The organism is Pseudomonas sp. Pc102, from assembly GCF_018408275.1.
Classification (GTDB): domain Bacteria; phylum Pseudomonadota; class Gammaproteobacteria; order Pseudomonadales; family Pseudomonadaceae; genus Metapseudomonas; species Metapseudomonas tohonis.
In genome coordinates this window covers 5,260,739-5,279,298 of the sequence record NZ_AP021905.1, presented here as the reverse complement: position 1 = coordinate 5,279,298, position 18,560 = coordinate 5,260,739, and the positions used below count along the sequence as shown (strand labels likewise).

Sequence of the window (18,560 nt, the reverse complement as noted above, 5' to 3'; positions counted from 1 at the left end):
CCTACGTGTGGAGTGAGCAGCGGCTGCATGCTCCGAGGTCTGGCTGTGCTTCCCGTGGAGCCAAAAGTAGATCCACGTTCTACGAACGCGGATTTCTGCGCCTATTGATCCTGGCCTGTGCAGCCCGGCACCTCACCCCAACAACACCGGCAACAGCACCGCGGTCGCCACGCCCGCCAGGCTCATGGCGAGGGCCGCGAAGGCGCCCGTCTCGCTGCTTTCCTGCAGCGCCTGGGCGGTGCCCACGGCGTGGGCGCTGAGGCCGAGGGCGAGACCGCGCGCGGCGGGGTGGGTGACCCGCGCCAGGCGCAACAGGGCCGGGCCCAGGGCCGCGCCGAGCACGCCGGTGATCATCACGAAGACGGCTGTGAGGGAGGCGCTGCCGCCCAGTTGCTCGGCCACCAGGATGGCGATGGGCGAGGTCACCGACTTCGGCGCCAGGGTCATCAGCATCGCGTGGCCGGCGCCGAGCAGGTGGGCCAGCAGCAGGGTCAGCGCCAGCGTCACCGTGCCGCCCACGGCCAGCGCGATGAGCACCGGCCAGAACAGCTGGCGGATGCGCGGCAGGTTCAGGTACAGCGGCACCGCCAGGGCGACGGTCGCCGGGCCCAGCAGCAGCCAGAGCATGCTCGAGGCGCTGCGGTAGGTGGCGTAGTCGATGCCGCAGGCGAGCAGGGCGGCGACCACCAGCAGGGTCGCCACCAGCACCGGCTGTGCCAGTACCGAGCGGGTCTTCTCGAACAGCAGCAGCGCCAGCTGGTAGGCGCCCAGGGTCAGGGCGAGGTGGAACAGCGGGTGGTCGCTGACGCCGGGCAGCAGCGCGGCGCTCATGACGGGTGAGCCTCGCGGCTGCGGCGGACCAACGCCTGCATCAGCCAGCCGGTCAGCGGGATGCCCACCAGCAGGGAGCCCACCAACGCGGCGGCGATGGCCCAGAAGTCCCGGCCGATGGTCTCGACGTGCAGCATGATCCCCACCGCCGGCGGCACCAGCAGCAACGGCAAGTACTTGAGCAGATGGCCGCTGGCATCCCCCAGTGCCGCCGGCACTTCGCCACGGATCACCAGGAACGCCAGCAACAGGAGCAGGCCGAGCACCGGCCCCGGCAACAGCGGGAAGAGGAAGTGATTGAGGGCCGAGCCCAGGAGCAGGAACGAAAGCAGGTGGAACATCCCGCGCAGCATGGCGACGCCTTCCGAGTGACGAGTCGAGGGCTGGTCACTATGGGAGCGGCGCGACGCAGGAAACAGCGCCAGATACGGACCTGAAATACGGAGCAGGCGGCGCGTCAGGCCAGCCAGTCGTCCTCGCTGCCGGGCTCTTCCTCCGGCGCCAGTGCGCGGACGATGTACCAGCGCACGCCGAGATGGACGCCGATCGCGGCCATTACGACGAGCAGGATGTGCAGCGACTCCGGATCCATGAGTTCCCCGGGGCAGTGAGGCGAGCGTTCCACGCTAGCTGCCCGGATGGGCTTTGAACAGGTGCAGTCGAGGGTGTTTTCCAGCGTGCCAGCCGTAGCCTTTGGCTATAACGGCTCGGAATAGTTGCTTCGGGCATTTCTATTTTCGGGTAATGGCCACTGAGGGGTAGCATCCGCTCACTCCAATGCGAACAGGTGCCCCGGACCCGCGCCGGCACCTGTGGCAACCGATAAGAACAAGCAGTCAAGGAATCGCCATGTCCAGCAGCGCCCCCCTAACCCGCGATGATTTCGTGCGCCTCGACAACGAGGACGGAATGAGTGAATTCCGCGCCCGTTTCGACCTCCCGCCCAATGAGATCTACCTCGACGGCAACTCCCTGGGCGCGATGCCGGCCCATGTGCCGGCGCGCATCGACCGGGTGATGCGCGAGGAATGGGCCCATGGCCTGATCCGCTCCTGGAACGACGCCGACTGGTACCCGGCCCCGCAGCGCACCGGCGGCAAGATCGCCCGGCTGATCGGTGCCCAGGCCCATGAGGTGATAGTGGCCGACTCCACCTCCATCAACCTGTTCAAGGTGCTGGTCGCCGCCACCCGCATGCAGCCCTCGCGCAAGGTGATCCTGGCCGAGCGCGGCAACTTCCCCACCGACGTCTACATCGCCGATGGCGTGGCCGAGCTGACCGGCTGCGAGCTGCGCTGCGTCGAGCCGGACGCGGTGCTCGACGCCCTCGACGAGAGCGTGGCGATCCTGTCCCTGACCCACGTGAACTTCAAATCCGGCCGCCGCTACGACATGGCCGCCATCACCGCCCGCGCCCATGAAGTCGGCGCCCTGGTGGTGTGGGACCTGTGCCACTCGGCCGGCGCCATGCCCATCGAGCTGAACGGCGCCAACGCCGACTTCGCCGTGGGCTGCGGCTACAAGTACCTCAATGGCGGCCCCGGCGCGCCGGCCTTCGTCTTCGTCGCCGAGCGCCACATCGCCCAGGTGCGCCAGCCGCTGACCGGCTGGCACGGCCACGCCAAACCCTTCGACTTCAGCCACGACTACGCGCCCCACGCCACCATCGACCGCATGCTGGTGGGCACCGCCCCGCAGCTCGGCGTGCTGGCCCTGGAGGCGGCGCTGGAGGTGTTCGAAGACGTCGACATGCAGGCCCTGCGCGCCAAGAGCGTGGCCCTGTGCAACCTCTTCATCCAGCTCTGCGACCAGGAGCTGCAAGGCCTGGGCATCGAGCTGCGCACCCCGCGCGACGCCGAGCAGCGCGGAAGCCAGGTGTCCCTGGCCCACGCCGACGCCTACCCGGTGATGCAGGCGCTGATCGCCCGCGGCATCGTCGGCGACTTCCGCGCGCCGGACATCCTGCGCTTCGGCTTCACCCCCCTCTACACGCGCTACCAGGACGTCTGGGAATGCGTGGCGGCACTGCGTGAAATCCTCGAACGAAAAGAATGGGACCGCCCGGAGTTCCTGGCCCGCAAATCGGTGACCTGACTTCCCGCCAAACCCTGGAGCAAGAATGCGATGACAAAAACAACAAGCTCATTCGAACAATTGGTAGACCGGGAAAAAGGCCTCAGGCAGAGCCTCACCAGCGGGCAGCTGTCGATGATCGCCATCGGTGGCGCCATCGGCACCGGCCTGTTCCTCGGCAGTGGTTTCGCCATCGGCTTCGCCGGGCCCAGCGTGCTGGTCAGCTACGGCATCGGCGCGCTGATCGCCCTGCTGCTGATGGGCTGCCTGGCGGAAATGACCGCGCGCCACCCCACTTCGGGCTCGTTCGGTTCCTTCGCCGAGTTCTACGTGTCACCCGGCTTCGGCTTCGCCATCCGCTACGCCTACTGGTCGTCCATCGTGTTTGCGGTGGGCACCGAGATCACCGCTGCGGCCATGTACATGAAGTACTGGTACCCCGAAGTGCCGGGCGGCTACTGGATGGTGGCCTTCTCGGTGGCGCTGATCCTGGCCAACGCCTTCAGCGTCAAGGTGTTCGGCGCCATCGAGTACGTGTTCTCGCTGCTCAAGCTGTGCGCCATCGTGGTCTTCATCCTGCTCGGCGCCTGGGTGGTCTACGGCGCGCCGGCGGATTCCGCCATCGGCTTCGCCAACTACAGCAACGACCGCGGCTTCTTCCCCAACGGCCTGTGGGGCACCTGGGTGGCGGTGATCGTGGCCTTCTTCAGCTACCTCAGCATCGAGATGATCGCTGTCGCCGCCGGTGAGGCGAAGGACCCGCAAAGCGCGGTAACCCGTGCCTTCCGCATCACCGTGGTGCGCCTGGTGGTGTTCTACCTGCTGACCATCGCCCTGGTCCTGGCCATCGTGCCCTGGGGCCAGAACAACGGCGGCCAGAGCCCCTTCGTCACGGTGATGGAAGTCACCGGCGTGCCCTATGCGGGCGCGGTGTTCAACGCGGTGATCCTGATCGCGGCGCTGTCGGCGATGAACAGCCAGCTGTACATCACCACCCGCCTGATGTTCAGCCTGTCCCGGGCCGGCCAGGCGCCCCGGGTGTTCGGCACCCTGAGCGGCAAGGGCGTACCGCTGCCGGCGCTGCTGCTTTCTTCGGTGGGCATCGCCCTGGCCACCCTGCTGTACCTGGCGTACCCGGAAAAGGCCTTCACCCTGATGATGTCGATCGCCATGTTCGGCGCAATGTTCACCTGGGCGGGCATCTTCCTCACCCACCTGTTCTTCCGTCGCCGCCAGGGCGGTCAGCCCCTGGCGTTCAAGCTCTGGGGCTACCCCTGGACCAGCCTCGCCGGCCTGCTGCTGATGCTGGCGCTGATGGTCACCACGCTGTTCACCGAGGAGTTCGCGCCCACCCTGCTGTGCGGCCTGCCGTTCCTCGCGGTGATCCTGCTGATCTACGCCCTGCGCTTCCGGCAACGGGCGCCGCTCGAAGGCGACGCGCCCAAGCCGCTGCCGATCCAGCGTTGATCCCCGGGCCAGGGACGGCCCGCACCCCCTGATGGCAACAGCGCCCACCCGCCGTGGGCCGGTGCCTGCGCGCGCCCCGGGATAGGGCGTGCCGCGAAGAACAACAAGAATTCACGAGGCTCGAACCATGTTGCGCAGAACCCTCCCGGCATTCCTGCTGGCCGCCTGTGCCTGCCCGCCCGCCCTTGCGGCGAGCGAGCCGGCGCCGGGCTTCGTCGCCGGCAGCCAGGCGACCCTGTTGCTGCGCAACTCCTACTTCAACCGCAGCAAGGAAGATGGCCGCCGCGACGCCCGCGACTGGACCCAGGGCTTCGTCGCCCAGTACGCCTCCGGCTTCACCGAAGGCACCTTCGGAGTCGGCCTCGACGGCTTCGCCTACCTCGGGCTGAAGCTCGATGCGCCGGCGGACAAGACCGGCACCGGCAACCTGCCGGTGCATGACGACGGCCAGCCCGCCGACGAATACGCCAAGGCCGGCGCCGCACTGAAGCTGCGCTACTCGCGCAGCGTGCTGAAGCTCGGCGAGCAGCGCCCCGACACCCCGGTGTTCGGCGTCAGCCACTTCCGCATCGTGCCGCAGACCGCCACCGGCATTTCCCTGGTCAGCCAGGAGATCGAGGGGCTCGACCTGCAGGCCGGGCACTTCACCTCGTCCACCAGCCCGGTGACCACCAATGGCGACGGCGACCTCTGGGCGGTGATGGCGGGCGTCACCACCCCCAGCGCCGACTACCTCGGCGGCCGCTACCAGGTGGGCCCGGGCCTGGGCGTCAGCCTCTATGGCGCGCGCTTCAAGGACATCTGGAACCAGTACTACGCCAACCTCGACGGCCGCCACGCATTGCCCGGCGACCGCGAATTGGGCCTGGCGCTGACCCTCTACCGCACCACCGACAGCGGCCAGGCACGGGCCGGCGAGATCGACAACACCACCCTGGGCGCCGCCGCCTGGCTGCGCTGTGGCGCGCACCGCTGGCTGCTGGGGCTGCAACGGGTGGGCGGCGATACGCCGTTCGACTACCTCGGTGTTGGCGACAACGATCGCAATGGCCGCAACGGGCGTGACCAGGGGGCTTCGATCTACCTGCCCAACGCCGCCCAGTTCGCCGACTTCAACGGCCCCAACGAGCGCTCCTGGCAAGTGCGCTACGACCTGGCGCTGGAGCGCTACGGCATGCCCGGCCTGACGCTGATGGCCCGCCATGTGCGCGGCTGGGGCATCGATGGCAGCCACATTCCCGCCGGCAGCCCCTACGCCGGTCGCTACGGCGCCAACGGCGAGCACCGCGAAACCAACCTGGAGCTGCGCTACGTGGTCCAGGCCGGGCCGGCCAAGGGCCTGAGCCTGCGCGCGCGGCAGGCCTGGCACCGCGCCGACCGCGACCAGGGCTCGGGCGATCTCGATGACTTCCGCCTGATCACCGACTACCCCATCGACCTGTTCTGACCGGCCGCCCTACCTGGCCGGGCGCTTCACAGACAGCGATTTCTGCAATGGCAAGCACTGCCCACCTGGGCACAACTGACGGAGTGAACAATGAAAACAAGGCTGCTCCCTACCAAGGCTCGCGTTCCATTCATCCAGACTGGCGTGGCGGCGTCCGTGATCGTCGGCATATTGCTGGGCGGCTATGCCCGTGCCGAGGAACACGGCCCGATCAACATCGTCGACCCCTATGTGAAGCGGCAGACCGAGCTCTCGCCGGACAGGACCCCGCCGGAACCGGCGCCGGGCAGCTACGGCCTGGACAAGAAGACGGGCGTCTTCACCCACCCGGCGGCCACGCCCTTCTCCCACGGCGGCCAGCCCTTCGCCGGCCAGCTCGACTACTGGGACAGCAAGTCCTACATCAAGAACATGAAGGTGGAGGCCTATTACCCGATCGTGGTCGAGCCCTTCCACACCTGGCAGAACATCGTCGACTTCGACGGCAAGCGCTACCTGTACCAGTACGTGCGCCGCAGCCTGAAGATCTTCGACATCACCCATCCCAAGGACGTGAAGCTGCTGCTCACCCGGGGCGAGACCTGGGGCCCGAACGGCCCGGGCGAGGAGCAGAACCCCTACCCGGCGGACGACATGTTCGGCGCGGCCTCCATCCAGTGGAACAAGAAGCTGGGCAAGAACATCATGGTGCAGTCCTTCGAGGTGCGTCGCTTCGGCGTGCTGGAAGACAAGTACCGCGAGCCGGACAAGGTCGAGGCCATCCGCAAGTCCAAGCACCTCAAGGGCTTCAAGGTCTACGAGATGAACGGCCCGCTGCCGGCGGACTGGAAGCTGATCGCCACCCGCACCACCGACATCGAGCACCCCAACGCGCCCATCGGCGAGCAGGAAGGCTCCGGCGTGCGTGACATCCCGGCCTACTTCGGCGGCGACGTGATGTACGTGGCGGCCGCGCCCAGCGACAAGTACGCCCTCACCGAATACCCCAACGACCTGTACAACGCCGGCTACCAGTCCTGGGACATGTCCAACCCCGCCGATCCCAAGCTGCTGGACGTGCTCACCGTGCCCGGCCAGATCGTCGGCGACCCCGAGCACGAAGCCGTGTTCAAGGCCAACCCGCGCGCCGGCAACCGCGCCTCCTGGATGGGCGCGCGCATGTCGCTGTTCATTCCCAGGCCGGTGGAGCAGGGCGGCAAGTACGGCTACGCGGCCATGGGCGGCATGGGCCTCTACGTCGTCGACATCACCGACTCGAAGGCGATGAAGGTGGTCGGGCACGTGGACTTTCCGGTGAGCGTGGCCGGCACCGAGGGCGACAACATCGACGTCTCCCAGGTGGAGAAGACCGGGCTCGTGTACTTCAGCGGCTACCCGCTGTCCGAGGACTGCTACGAGGCCTACAAGGACATCTACGCGGTGGACGTGAGCAACCCGGCCAAGCCCGCCATCAAGCACGTGCTGCCACGCCCGACGCCGCCGGCCGATGCCGCCTTCACCGACTTCTGCCAGCGCAAGGGCAGCTTCGGGCCCAAGCGCACCGGCTACTACACCCAGCCCGGCGTCTCCCGCGAGGGCATCCTGCCGTACGCGTTCTACAACGCCGGCGTGCAGGTGTTCGACGTGCGTGACCCGGCCAAGCCCACCATCGGCGCCTACTTCGTGCCCCCCTTCGACACCAGGAACGTGGCCAGCTACGCCGTCGGCAACCTGACCCACAGCGCCTACACCGAGTACGACCGCAACCTGATCTGGGTCTTCACCAACCACGGCTTCTACGCATTGTCGACGCCGCTGCTGGGCACGCCGAGCTTCGATGCACCGAAGAAACCCTGGCCGTCCAGGGACTGAACCTGCGGCTCCATAACAACAAAACCCAATAAGAAAAATGGAGCGCGCGGCGGCGGGGAGATGGCCGCCGCGTGCTCACCCTGTTCGATCGGAGCAACCCATGCGCAAACTTCTACTCGCACTTCCGCTTGTGAGCGGGCACGCCTTCGCGGGAATCGAGATATCCGGGATCATCGACGTCACCTACGAGGTGGCCACCTCAGGGGGGGATACCGTGGAGCGGGTCACCGGTGCCGGTCTCAGCGCCAACCGCATCCAGTTCAAGGCGGACCAGGCGCTCACCGACGACCTCTCGGTGAAGGGCGTCTACGAGGCGATGTACAACCCCCATTCCGATGACGACATGGGCAAGCGCGAAGCCTACGCCCAGATCATCTCCAAGCGCTGGGGCACCCTCAGCGCCGGGCGGCAGGACACGCCCTCGGCCAACGCCTACGGCTACGCCGACCCGCTGTTCGGCAACGAATACAGCCTGATCAACAACGTCAGCGTGTTCTATGCGCCCTGGCGTGAAGACCGCTCGCTGATGTACATCAGCCCGCGCATCGAGGGCTTCGAGTTCCGCGGCATGGCCACCCAGGGCGAGAAGGACGGCAGCCGCGACGGCCGCGTCTACAGCGTGGCGCTGGACTACTGGGCCGACAGCCCCTGGTACTTCTCCGGCGCCCTGGACCGCAAGTACCAGCGCAACCTCTGGGACAAGGACAGCATGGAGTACGCCACCGACCTCTACCTGACGGCGGTGTACAGCATGGGCAAGACCGACCTCACCGCCGTCTACCACCGCTACACCGGCTACTACGCCTATGCGCCCTGGGTGGATTTCGAATCCAACGGCAGCGACCTGCAGCTCGGCCTGCGGCACAACTTCGGCAACAAGCACAACGTCGCCGTCAGCCTGATCTACAAGGACGACCGCAAGGACGAAGCCCTCAGCGACGCCGCCGGCGTCAACCTCGGCTACATCTACAACTACGACGAGAACATCGACCTCTACGGCGTCTACGCCTACATCCATCACAAGCGCGACTCGGATGTGCGTTACCCCATCAGCTGGAACCTGGAAAGCCCGCTCGCCGACGAAAACCCCGAAGGCATGCAACTCGGCGTGCGCTTCAAGTTCTAGCCCCGGCTCGATACACCCCCACCCGCGACAGGACGCTGTCGCGGGTTTTTTATTGCCCGGGCGTCGGGCCCGCCGAATGGAACCCCGCGTTCGCGGGAATGACGGTGATGCTGGGCGGTTTTCGTAGGGGCGACTTCAGTCGCCAAGCGACGCGCAGCGCCGCCGCTCCTGTGGGAGCGAATTCATTCGCGATCGGACCTCACCTGTTCGCAGGATGGGCCGGATGGTGTTCCGCGAGCGGAGCGAAACCATGCGATGCCTGTGGACGCACGATGCCCGCCGGCAAGGCCGATTGGTGGTACGCGGGGCCGAGCCGAGGGGCCGTGGTTGGGGCTTGGTGGTGATGGGTTTCGCTGCGCTCTACGCCATCCTACGGTTCGAGTTCGCGTCCGGTTCAGCCCCGGGGCTGATCGGGATGCAGTTCGTAGGATGGGTAGAGCGAAGCGAAACCCATGCTGCACAGGCGGTGCGGGGTGTCGCGGGTTTCACCCGCCCTACGGAAACCACGCTCACAAAAAAGCCCCGGTCCGACTATGCGGACCAGGGCCTGAGAAGGAGGCGTGATGAGGTGTTGCGGTCAGATGCCGAAGAACTCCCGGGCGTTGCCGGCGCAGATGCGTGCCTTGTCGCTGGCGTCGAGGCCGGGGTGTTCGAGCACACCGGAGCCGATGCGCTGTTCGCCCAGGGGGAAGGGCGAGTCGGAGCCGAGCATCACCCGGTCCGGGCCCATCACGTCCACCAGCAGTTGCAGGGCGCGCGGGTCGAACACGGCGGAGTCGACGAAGAAGCGCTTCACGTAGCTCGAGGGCAGTTGCGGGCAGTCCTCGCGGACGATGTCGCGGTGGCGCCAGGCGTTGTCGACGCGGCCGAGGAGGAAGGTGAAACCGCCGCCGCCATGGGCGAAGCAGATGCGCAGCGACTCGGGGATGCGCTCGAAGGCGCCGGAGAGGATCAGCGAGAGGATGCCCAGCTGGGTTTCCGCCGGCATCGCCACCAGCCAGGGCAGCATCCATTTGCGCATGCGCTCGCCGCCCATCATGTCCCAGGGGTGCACCAGCACCGGGATGTTGTCGTGGGCGCAATGGCTGAGGAAGGTCACCAGGTTGTCGTGGTCCAGGTCGTGGTTGCCCACGTGGTTGCCGATCTGTACGCCGACGTGGCCGGCGGCCACGGCGCGGCTGGCCTCGCGGCAGGCGGCGTCGATGTCCTGCAGCGGCACCTGGGCCAGCACCTTGAGACGGTCCGGTGCGCGGGCGGTCATCTCCAGTGCGCGGTCGTTCATCAACTGGGCCCAGGGCAGGGCGCGTTCGATGGGCGCGTCGTAGGCGAACATCACCGGGGTGGCGCACATGACCTGTACGTCCAGGCCCTGCTCGTCGAGGTGCTCGATGCGCCGGGCCGGGTCCCAGAGCACGTCGTGCACCGGGCGGAAGGGCTTGTCGCCGACCATGATCTGGCCGCTGCGGCCTTCGCTGTGCAGCCAGGGCGCACGCTCGGGGTTGAGGCGCGCGGCTTCCTCGCGGGTGATGGCGGGGAAGAAGTGCGAGTGGATATCGATTTTCATGCTCGGGCTGCCGCCTCCAGGGTCCGGTGCCAGGTCTGCCAGTCACGGCCGGGGTGGATCTCGCCGCATTCGCCGCAGCGGCGCTCGGCGTCGCTGGTGGCGTAGAACTGCTCGTACACCGGGGGCAGGTCGTTGACGATGCTTTGCAACTGCATCTCGTAGCGTTTGATCAGCGTGCCGCAGTGGGCGCAGGACCATTGCAGTGCGTCGTGCAGGCCGGCGGGGCGCTGGCGCTCGATCACCAGGCACAGGCTGCCGGGCTCGGGGCGCTGCGGGGAATGGATGACATGGGGCGCCATCAGGTAGATGTCGCCCTCGCGCAGGTCGATGCGCTCGTAGCGGCCACGGTCCCAGATGTTCAGGTAGGCGTTGCCCTTGAACTGGTAGAAGAACTCTTCCACCGGGTCGTCGTGGAAGTCGGTGCGCTGGTTCGGGCCACCGACCACCGTGACCATGAAGTCGGCGTCCTGCCACACCTGCTGGTTGCCCACGGGCGGTTTGAGCAGGTGCGCGTGCTCGTCGATCCAGCGGTTGAAGTTGAGCGGCGGGCTGAAGTGGTGTTTGTCCATCTTGTTGTTCTCAGCGATTGAGCGGGGCGTAGGCCACGGCCTTGATTTCGATGCGCAGGTGCGGGTGCGGCAACTGGTGCACGGCAACGGTGGTGCGGGTCGGGCCGCTCTCGTCGAAGTACTCGGCGTAGACCTGGTTGTATGGGCCGAAGTCGTTCATGTCGACCAGGAAGGTGCTGATCTCCACCAGGTTCTGCAAGGTCGCATTTTCGCTGGCGAGGATGTCGCGGATGTTCTCGATCACCGCGCGCGTCTGGGCGCGGATGTCCAGGTTGGTGGTGCCCATGACGTCCACTTCCACGCCGTCGAAGCTATTGTCCGGGCGCCGCGAGCTGGTGCCGGATACGTAGAGGAAGTCGCCGGCGCGCTTGATGTGCGGGAAGCGCCCGCGCGGGGTGGCCTTGCCGGCCACGACTGTGGATCGGTTGTCGCTCATGCTCGGGTTCCTTGTTGCGAGTCGCGGGCGGTGCCGCAGGTGAAGCCGCATTCGCCGTAGCCGGCGATTTCCACGCTGATGTGGGCGCCGGGGGTCAGGGCCTCGGCGGCAGTGGCGGCGCCGGCCATGATCAGGCTGCCGGCGGGCAGGACGATCTCGGCGCGGGCCAGCAGTTGCGAGGCCTGCACCAGGCTGCGCAGCGGGTGGCCGAGGATCGCGGCGGTGGAGCCGGCCTGCACCAAGCGGCCGTCGATGCGCATCAGCACGCCGGCGTTGGCAAGCCCGGCGAAGTCTCGCGACCAGGCGCCGACCACCAGGCCGGACGAGGAGCAGTTGTCGGCCACCACGTCCTCCAGGCTGAACTTGAAGGCCTGGTAGCGCGAATCGATGATCTCGATGGCCGGGGCCACGGCCTCCAGGTAGTCGGCCGCCTCCAGCTGGGTCAGCGGGCGCTCGATCGCGCGGCGGGTGACGAAGCACACCTCCGGCTCGGCGCGCGGATGGATGAAGCGGGCCAGGTCCACCACGCCGCCGTCCTCTTCCAGCATGGCGTCGGTGAGCCAACCCCAGATCAGGCTGTCGACGCCCATCTGGATCATCTTGGCGCGGCTGGTGAAGCCCAGCTTCACCCCGACCATGCGTTCGCCATCGGCGTAGCGGCGGGCCATGGAGGCGCGCTGGATCAGGTAGGCCTCGTCGAGGCTGAACGGGCTGCTGGTGCTGAACTGCGCAAGCGGCTCGGCCTGGCGGGCGGCGCGGTCGAGGGCGGTGGCGATGCGGGCGATATCGGTGCTCATGGGCGCGGCTCCTGGCGGCGGGCGAGAAGGTCGAGGGCGACGTCGACGATCATGTCTTCCTGGCCGCCGACCATGCGGCGCTGGCCCAGCTCGACGAGGATGTCCACGGTCTTCAGCCCGTAGCGGGCGGCGGCCACCTCGGCGTGGCGCAGGAAGCTGGAGTACACGCCGGCATAGCCCAGGGCGAGGGTTTCGCGGTCCACGCGCACGGGGCGGTCCTGCAGCGGGCGGACGATGTCGTCGGCGGCGTCCATCAGCGCCAGCAGGTCGGTGCCGTGGTTCCAGCCCAGGCGCTCGGCGGCGGCGATGAACACCTCCAGCGGCGCGTTGCCGGCGCCGGCGCCCATGCCGGCCAGGCTGGCGTCGATGCGGTCGCAGCCCTCCTCGACGGCGGCGATGGAGTTGGCCACGCCGAGGGAGAGGTTGTGGTGGGCGTGGATGCCGGTGGCGGTGGCCGGGTCGAGCACGGCCTTCAGTGCGCGGAAGCGCTCGCGGATGTCCTGCATGCCCATGGCGCCGCCGGAATCGACCACGTAGATGCAGGTGGCGCCGTAGCTTTCCATGAGCTTGGCCTGGCGGGCGAGGCCGTCGGGCGTCTGCATGTGGCTCATCATCAGGAAGCCGACGGTGTCCATGCCCAGCTGGCGGGCGTATTCGATGTGCTGGCGCGAGACATCCGCCTCGGTGCAGTGGGTGGCCACGCGGACGACCCGGGCGCCGGCGGCGTGGGCGGCCTTGAGGTCATGAACCGTGCCGATGCCTGGCAGCAGCAGGGTGGCGATGCGCGCGTGCTGCAACACGTCGGCGGCGGCTTCGATCCACTCCAGGTCGGTGTGGGCGCCGAAGCCGTAGTTGAAGGACGAGCCCTGCAGGCCGTCGCCGTGGGCGATCTCGATGGAGTCGACGCGGGCCTGGTCCAGGGCGCGGGCGATGGTCTGCACCTGCTCCAGCGAGTACTGGTGGCGGATGGCGTGCATGCCGTCGCGCAGGGTCACGTCGGAGATGTACAGCTTGTTGCCGGAGGTGGCGGTCATGGCGGGCTCCTCAGCGGTTCAGCAGCGACTGCGCCATGCGTTCGGCGGTGGCCAGCGCGGCGGAGGTCATGATGTCGAGGTTGCCGGCGTAGCTCGGCAGGTAATGGGCGGCGCCCTCCACTTCGAGGAACACCGAGGTCTTCAACCCGCTGAAGCGGCCGTGGCCGGGGATGGTCAGCGGTGCCGACTCGGGTATCACCTCGAACTGCACACGCTGCTTGAGGCGGTAGCCCGGCACATAGGCCTGCACGGCGGCGACCATTTCTTCGATTGAGGCGGCGACGTGCTCCGGGTCCACGGCTTCGCTGAGCACGTAGACGGTGTCGCGCATGATCAGCGGCGGCTCGGCCGGGTTCATGATGATGATCGCCTTGCCCTTGGCCGCGCCGCCTATCACTTCGATGGCCTTGGAGGTGGTCTCGGTGAACTCGTCGATGTTGGCGCGGGTGCCGGGGCCGGCAGATTTGCTGGCGATGGAGGCGATGATCTCGGCGTAGTGCACGCGGGCCACGCGGGACACCGCGGCGACCATCGGGATGGTGGCCTGGCCACCGCAGGTGACCATGTTGACGTTGGCTTGCTGGAGGTTCTGCTCCAGGTTGACCACCGGCACGCAGTAGGGGCCGATGGCCGCCGGGGTCAGGTCGATCAGGCGGATGCCGGGCTTCACGTGGCGCAGGTAGGCGTCGTTCTGCACATGGGCGGTGGCGCTGGTGGCGTCGAAGACGAAGTCGATCTCGGCGAATTGCGGCAGGCGGGTCAGGCCCTCGACGCCCTCGTGGGTGGTGGCGACGCCCAGTCGGGCGGCACGGGCCAGGCCGTCGGAGGCCGGATCGATGCCGACCATGGCGGCGATTTCCAGGTGCTGGGCGTTGCGCAGGATCTTGATCATCAGGTCGGTGCCGATGTTGCCCGAGCCGATGATCGCGGCTTTGAGTTTCTGTCTGTTCATGGGGGCTCCGGTCAGTGCGCGGCAGCGAAGGCGGCGGTGACGCTGCCCAGGCCCTGGATGTGCGCGGTGAAGCTGTCGCCCGGCTGCACGGCGACCATCGGCCCCAGCGCACCGGTGAGGAGGATGTCGCCGGCACGCAGCGGTGCACCGTGGCGGACCATGGTGTCGGCCAGCCACAGCGCGGCGTTCAGCGGGTTGTCCATGCACGCCGCACCGGCGCCCACCGACACCGGTTCGCCGCGCAGGGTCATGCTCATGCCGCAGCGCACCAGGTCCAGCTTGTCGAGGGTCACCGGGCGGCTGCCGAGCACGAACAGGCCGGAGGAGGCGTTGTCGGCGATGGTGTCCACCAGGCGGATGTCCCAGTTTGCGATGCGGCTGCCGACCACTTCGATGGCCGGCAAGGCGAAGGCGGTGGCGCGGATCAGGTCGGCCACGGTATGGCGCTCGAAGCACAGGTCGTGTTCCAGCACCAGGGCGATCTCCGCTTCAACCTTGGGTTGCAGGGTGTCGTCCCAGGCGATGGGCTGGCCGTCGCCACGGGCCCGCTCGGCGAACAGCAGGCCGAAGTCCGGCTGGTCGACACCCAGCTGCTTCTGCACGGCGTGGGAGGTCAGGCCGATCTTGTGGCCCACCGGGCGCAGGCCGGCGTCGATGGCGGCCAGGGTGTTGTAGCGCTGGACGGCGTAGGCGAGGGCGACCGGGTCCTGGGTCGGGTCGTCGGCCAGGGTGCTGGCGATCAGGTCGCGCACCGGGGCGCAGGGCTTACCGCTGCGTTCCGCCTGGCGCAGGCGGCTGGCTGCTTCGATGAGTGCTGCATGCATGGTGGGGCTCCCGCTCAGGCGTTGACGCAGATGGTGGTGATCTCGGAGTAGAAATCCAGGGAATGGCGGCCGCCCTCGCGGCCGAGGCCGGACAGCCGCGCGCCGCCGAAGGGCGTGCGCAGGTCGCGGAGAAACCAGGTGTTGACCCAGACCATGCCCACGTGGAAGCGCCGCGACACCTTGTGCGCGCGCTTCAGGTCACGGGTCCACAGTGCGGTGGCCAGGCCGTAGGCGGAGTCGTTGACGCGGCGCACCACCTCGTCCTCGCTGTCGAAAGGGGCGATGTGGCAGACCGGGCCGAACACTTCTTCACGCACGCAGCGGGCGTCGTCGCCGAGGCCGGTCCAGATGGTCGGCTGCACGTAGGCTCCGTTGTCGCGCTCGTCGCCGAACACCGGCACGCCGCCACCGGTGACTTCGACGGCGCCTTCGCTGCGGGCCAGTTCGAAGTAGCCGAGCACCTTGTCGCGGTGCTTGTGGGAGATCAGTGAGCCCATGTTGACGCCGTCTTCGTCGGGGTAGCCGATCTTCAGCTTCTCGGCGCCGGCCTTCATGGCGGCGACGAAGCGCTCGTAGATCGGCCGCTCGACATAGACCCGCTCCGAGCACAGGCAGACCTGGCCGGAATTGGTGAAGCTGGAGCGCAGCACGCCGGCCACCGCCGCGTCGAAATCGCAGTCGGCGAAGACCACCGCGGCGTTCTTGCCGCCCAGCTCGAAGGACACGTCGCGCACGCCCTCGGCGGCGGCTTTCATGATGGTGGCGCCGGTGCGCGATTCACCGGTGAAGGTGATGGCATCGACATCCGGGTTACGGGTGAGGAATTCCCCTGCGGAGTTGGGGCCGAAGCCGTGCACCAGGTTGAACACGCCGGCGGGCAGCCCGGCTTCCTGCATCACCTCGGCCAGCAGGCTGGCGCTGGAGGGCGAATCTTCCGACGGCTTGACCACCACCGAGTTGCCGCAGGCCAGGGCCGGGGCGACCTTCCAGGTGAGCAGCAGCATCGGCAGGTTCCACGGCGAGATGATCGCCACCACGCCGTGGGGCTTGCGCACGGTGTAGCTGAACACCTCGCTGCCGTCGGCGGCGCGCATCTCGAAGAACTCGCTGCCGGCCTGGCGCACCAGTTCGGCGAAGGTGCGGAAGTTGTGCACACCCCGGGCGATGTCCAGGGTGCGCGCCTGCTGCACCGGGCGCCCGGTGTCGGCCACTTCGGCGGCGACGAATTCCTCGAAGCGGCGTTCGATGCCATCGGCGATGCGCATCAGCATGTCGGCACGCTGGCTCGGGCTGAAGTCGGCCCAGGGCCCTTCCTGCGCGGCCTTGGCGGCAGCGACGGCGCGCTCCACCTGGCCGGCGTCGGCTTCGCAGACCTGGCTCAGGACGCGCCCGTCGATGGGCGAAACATTGGGGAAGGTCTTGTCACTGGCGACGAATTCGCCCGCGATGAAATGGCGCAGCAAGGGCAGGGGAGTGGACACGACAGCCTCCGATTCTTGGATTTCGGAGGAGTCTAGGGAAGGCGCCTATAAGGGAATAATGAAAGCCTTGAGGTTGACTATTCTGCTTTGGAATAGCTGGCCAGCCCCGATCACGGCACACCGGTGCGGCAGGACCGTAGGGGCGAATTCATTCGCCCAGCAGCCCGCAGGGCTGCCCTGGCTCGGTGCCATCGATGGAGTCCGGTGCACCCCATCCCATGGGTTTCGCTTCGCTCTACGCCATCCTACGAAAGCCGCCGCGACGATCAGGCCGGCGCACCCTGGTCATGCTCGCGGCTGGCCTGTTCCAGGCATTCGCGGAACAGGCGGGCAGCGGGGCCGAGGTCGCGGTTGGCGGCATGGAAGTAGCCGATGTCGCCGAATTGCAGCGGGGTGCCCAGGTCGAAGGCGCGCAGCATGCCGGCGTCGGCGAATTGGCGGGTGGCCTCGAAGGGCATCAGGGCGACGGTTTGCTGATCCTGCATGAGGCTGATGTTGGTGAGGATCGACAGGGATTCGACCACGTTGGCCGGGGTGTTCAGGTCCGCTTCGGCGAACAGTCGGTCAGCGGTGCGGCGCAGCAGCGAGTCGCGGGTCGGCAGCACCCAGGGGTAGTCGTGCAGGTCCGCCAGGCTCACCGGCGAGCGCCCCAGCAGCGGGTGCTGGGCGCCGGCGACCACGCACAGGGCTTCGCCGTAGAGCACTTCCACTTCCAGCATCGGCGACTCGTTGCGCCAGCCCCAGTCGTCCGGGACGCGGCCCACTACCAGGTCCACCTCGCCCACCGCCAGGGCCGGGAACAACTGGTCCATCTGCCCCACGCGCAGGGACACCAGCACGCTGGGGGCGCGTTGCTTGAGCAGTTGCATGGCGCGCGGCAGCAACGAGCTGGATGCGGAGATCAGGGTGCCGACCATGACATGCCCGGAGGTGCCCTCCTGGAAGGCGTTGACCTCGTCGGTCAGCGAGCGTAGTTCGGCCAGCAGCGATTTGGCTCGGCGCACCACCAGCTCGCCCAGTTCGGTGGCGGTGACCCCACGGTTTCCACGAATCAGCAGTGGCGCGTCGAAGTAGGACTCCAGCTCGTGGATGATCTTGGTCACCGCCGGCTGGGTCAGGTTCAGCGCCTGGGCCGCGCGCAGCAGCGAGCCGCTCTGCAGCACCTGGTCGAACACCACCAGTTGGTAGAACTTGAGCTTCCGCGCCACGGACATGGGGGTGAATTTCATGCGGTGCCTCGACGGGTCAAAGGGCGGTGGGATGCGCAAAGCACCGCATGGTAATCAAAAGCGGGGATGAGCGGGCGATGGGGATCGCGGGGTGAAACGCTGTTGCGTGACCCTCAGGACTGCATCTCGCGCAGCGCATCGCGGCTCAGGTCGAGCCATTCGCCGTGCAGGTTGCGGTAGTGCCTGGGGGAGCGGCGGGCGTAGTTCTGGATCTGCTCCAGCAGCTCGCGCGCTTCGCGCTGGCGGCCCAGCTGGCGCAGCATCAGGGCGTAGCGGTAGTTGGCCTCGGGGCCGGCGTAGTAGCTCGACAGCGCGCGGTATTCCTCTTCCGCCTTCATGGTGTCGCCCAGGGCTTCCAGGGCGCGGGCGTAGAGCAGGTGGCCGTCGGCGGAGCGGTAGTCGGGGTTGTGTTCGATCAACCGGTCAAGGGTGTCGCGGCAGGCCTGCGCGTCGCCCTCGGCGAACTGCGCCTGGGCGAGGCCGAGGAGGATGTCCGGTGCTTGCGCGTGGATGCCGCGCAGGGCGGCCTGGTAGTGGCTGGCGGCGTCTGCGGCCTGGCCCAGGCGCAGCAGTTCTTCGGCCAGTTGCACGCGGGTTTCGCGAGTGTCGCGCAGGTCCAGTTCGTCACGCAGGGTGCGCAGGTGGCGCTCGGGGTCGAGCTTGTCGTGCAGGCGGTTGACGGTGCGACGCCCGGTGCGGCTGCCGAGCAGGTCGGGGAGCATGATGCCGAGGAAGTAGATCAGGCAGCCCAGGCCCGGCAGCGCGATGATCAGGTACAGCCAGTAGCGCTCCTGCCCGCTGCGGACGACATGAAGGCCGCAGGTGACCTGGCAGGCGATGACGAGCAGGGCGAGCAATGGCATGGCGGTTCCAGTCCCT

18 protein-coding genes are annotated in these 18,560 nt (G+C 67.8%); 5 read left to right on the top strand and 13 right to left on the bottom strand.

The features are described 5' to 3' along the window. Positions 1–132: 132 nt before the first annotated feature. The 3 genes from PHLH3_RS24135 to PHLH3_RS30735 form a co-directional block, all read right to left on the bottom strand. The gene (locus PHLH3_RS24135) at positions 133–831 is read right to left on the bottom strand and encodes an LrgB family protein (RefSeq protein ID WP_213626079.1); all 699 of its coding nucleotides are present in this window, start codon (positions 829–831) and stop codon (positions 133–135) included. Continuing rightward, positions 828–1,184: a CidA/LrgA family protein gene (locus tag PHLH3_RS24130; RefSeq protein WP_213626078.1), complete on the bottom strand. Its 357-nt coding sequence runs from the start codon at positions 1,182–1,184 to the stop codon at positions 828–830. The genes PHLH3_RS24135 and PHLH3_RS24130 overlap by 4 nt, the downstream gene beginning before the upstream one ends. Positions 1,185–1,288: 104 nt before the next feature. After that, positions 1,289–1,423: a hypothetical protein gene (locus PHLH3_RS30735; RefSeq protein WP_280527440.1), complete on the bottom strand. Its 135-nt coding sequence runs from the start codon at positions 1,421–1,423 to the stop codon at positions 1,289–1,291. 257 nt (positions 1,424–1,680) lie between these two features. Between PHLH3_RS30735 and kynU the strand changes: the two genes are divergently transcribed. The 5 genes from kynU to PHLH3_RS24105 all read left to right on the top strand — a co-directional run bounded on the left by kynU (position 1,681) and on the right by PHLH3_RS24105 (position 8,795). Then, entirely contained in the window at positions 1,681–2,925 is a 1,245-nt protein-coding gene (gene kynU, locus PHLH3_RS24125) for a kynureninase (protein WP_213626077.1), read from the top strand. Positions 2,926–2,955: 30 nt separating this feature from the next. Continuing rightward, positions 2,956–4,371, top strand: a complete 1,416-nt coding sequence (locus PHLH3_RS24120) for an amino acid permease (RefSeq protein ID WP_213626076.1) — start codon at positions 2,956–2,958, stop codon at positions 4,369–4,371. A gap of 127 nt (positions 4,372–4,498) precedes the next feature. Then, on the top strand, positions 4,499–5,818 hold the full coding sequence (locus tag PHLH3_RS24115) for an OprD family porin (RefSeq protein ID WP_213626075.1): 1,320 nt from the start codon (positions 4,499–4,501) through the stop codon (positions 5,816–5,818). A gap of 90 nt (positions 5,819–5,908) precedes the next feature. Continuing rightward, positions 5,909–7,669 carry a hypothetical protein gene (locus PHLH3_RS24110; RefSeq protein ID WP_213626074.1) on the top strand — a complete coding sequence of 587 codons (1,761 nt, stop codon included), beginning with the start codon at positions 5,909–5,911 and terminating at the stop codon, positions 7,667–7,669. A 100-nt stretch (positions 7,670–7,769) separates the two neighbouring features. Then, on the top strand, positions 7,770–8,795 hold the full coding sequence (locus tag PHLH3_RS24105) for a porin (RefSeq protein WP_213626073.1): 1,026 nt from the start codon (positions 7,770–7,772) through the stop codon (positions 8,793–8,795). 577 nt (positions 8,796–9,372) lie between these two features. Here PHLH3_RS24105 and PHLH3_RS24100 read toward each other — a convergent pair. The 10 genes from PHLH3_RS24100 to PHLH3_RS24055 all read right to left on the bottom strand — a co-directional run bounded on the left by PHLH3_RS24100 (position 9,373) and on the right by PHLH3_RS24055 (position 18,544). Then, positions 9,373–10,359 (bottom strand): amidohydrolase family protein, encoded by a 987-nt coding sequence (locus PHLH3_RS24100; RefSeq protein ID WP_213626072.1) that lies wholly within the window; start codon positions 10,357–10,359, stop codon positions 9,373–9,375. Beyond that, complete coding sequence (locus tag PHLH3_RS24095) at positions 10,356–10,928, bottom strand: 3-hydroxyanthranilate 3,4-dioxygenase (protein ID WP_213626071.1); 573 nt, start codon at positions 10,926–10,928, stop codon at positions 10,356–10,358. Before PHLH3_RS24095 ends, PHLH3_RS24100 begins: the two co-directional genes overlap by 4 nt. A gap of 10 nt (positions 10,929–10,938) precedes the next feature. Next, the gene (locus tag PHLH3_RS24090; protein WP_213626070.1) at positions 10,939–11,364 is read right to left on the bottom strand and encodes a RidA family protein; all 426 of its coding nucleotides are present in this window, start codon (positions 11,362–11,364) and stop codon (positions 10,939–10,941) included. Next, complete coding sequence (locus PHLH3_RS24085) at positions 11,361–12,161, bottom strand: fumarylacetoacetate hydrolase family protein (RefSeq protein ID WP_213626069.1); 801 nt, start codon at positions 12,159–12,161, stop codon at positions 11,361–11,363. Before PHLH3_RS24085 ends, PHLH3_RS24090 begins: the two co-directional genes overlap by 4 nt. Next, complete coding sequence (dmpG, locus tag PHLH3_RS24080) at positions 12,158–13,195, bottom strand: 4-hydroxy-2-oxovalerate aldolase (protein ID WP_213626068.1); 1,038 nt, start codon at positions 13,193–13,195, stop codon at positions 12,158–12,160. The genes PHLH3_RS24085 and dmpG overlap by 4 nt, the downstream gene beginning before the upstream one ends. Before the next feature lie 10 nt (positions 13,196–13,205). Then, positions 13,206–14,147 (bottom strand): acetaldehyde dehydrogenase (acetylating), encoded by a 942-nt coding sequence (locus tag PHLH3_RS24075; protein WP_213626067.1) that lies wholly within the window; start codon positions 14,145–14,147, stop codon positions 13,206–13,208. Between the two features lie 11 nt (positions 14,148–14,158). Next, complete coding sequence (locus PHLH3_RS24070; RefSeq protein WP_213626066.1) at positions 14,159–14,971, bottom strand: fumarylacetoacetate hydrolase family protein; 813 nt, start codon at positions 14,969–14,971, stop codon at positions 14,159–14,161. Positions 14,972–14,985: 14 nt separating this feature from the next. Next, positions 14,986–16,440, bottom strand: a complete 1,455-nt coding sequence (locus PHLH3_RS24065; RefSeq protein WP_213630667.1) for a 2-hydroxymuconic semialdehyde dehydrogenase — start codon at positions 16,438–16,440, stop codon at positions 14,986–14,988. Between the two features lie 278 nt (positions 16,441–16,718). Next, the gene (locus tag PHLH3_RS24060) at positions 16,719–17,681 is read right to left on the bottom strand and encodes a LysR substrate-binding domain-containing protein (RefSeq protein WP_213626065.1); all 963 of its coding nucleotides are present in this window, start codon (positions 17,679–17,681) and stop codon (positions 16,719–16,721) included. 113 nt (positions 17,682–17,794) lie between these two features. Beyond that, entirely contained in the window at positions 17,795–18,544 is a 750-nt protein-coding gene (locus PHLH3_RS24055) for a tetratricopeptide repeat protein (protein ID WP_213626064.1), read from the bottom strand. Between the last annotated feature and the right edge of the window lie 16 nt (positions 18,545–18,560).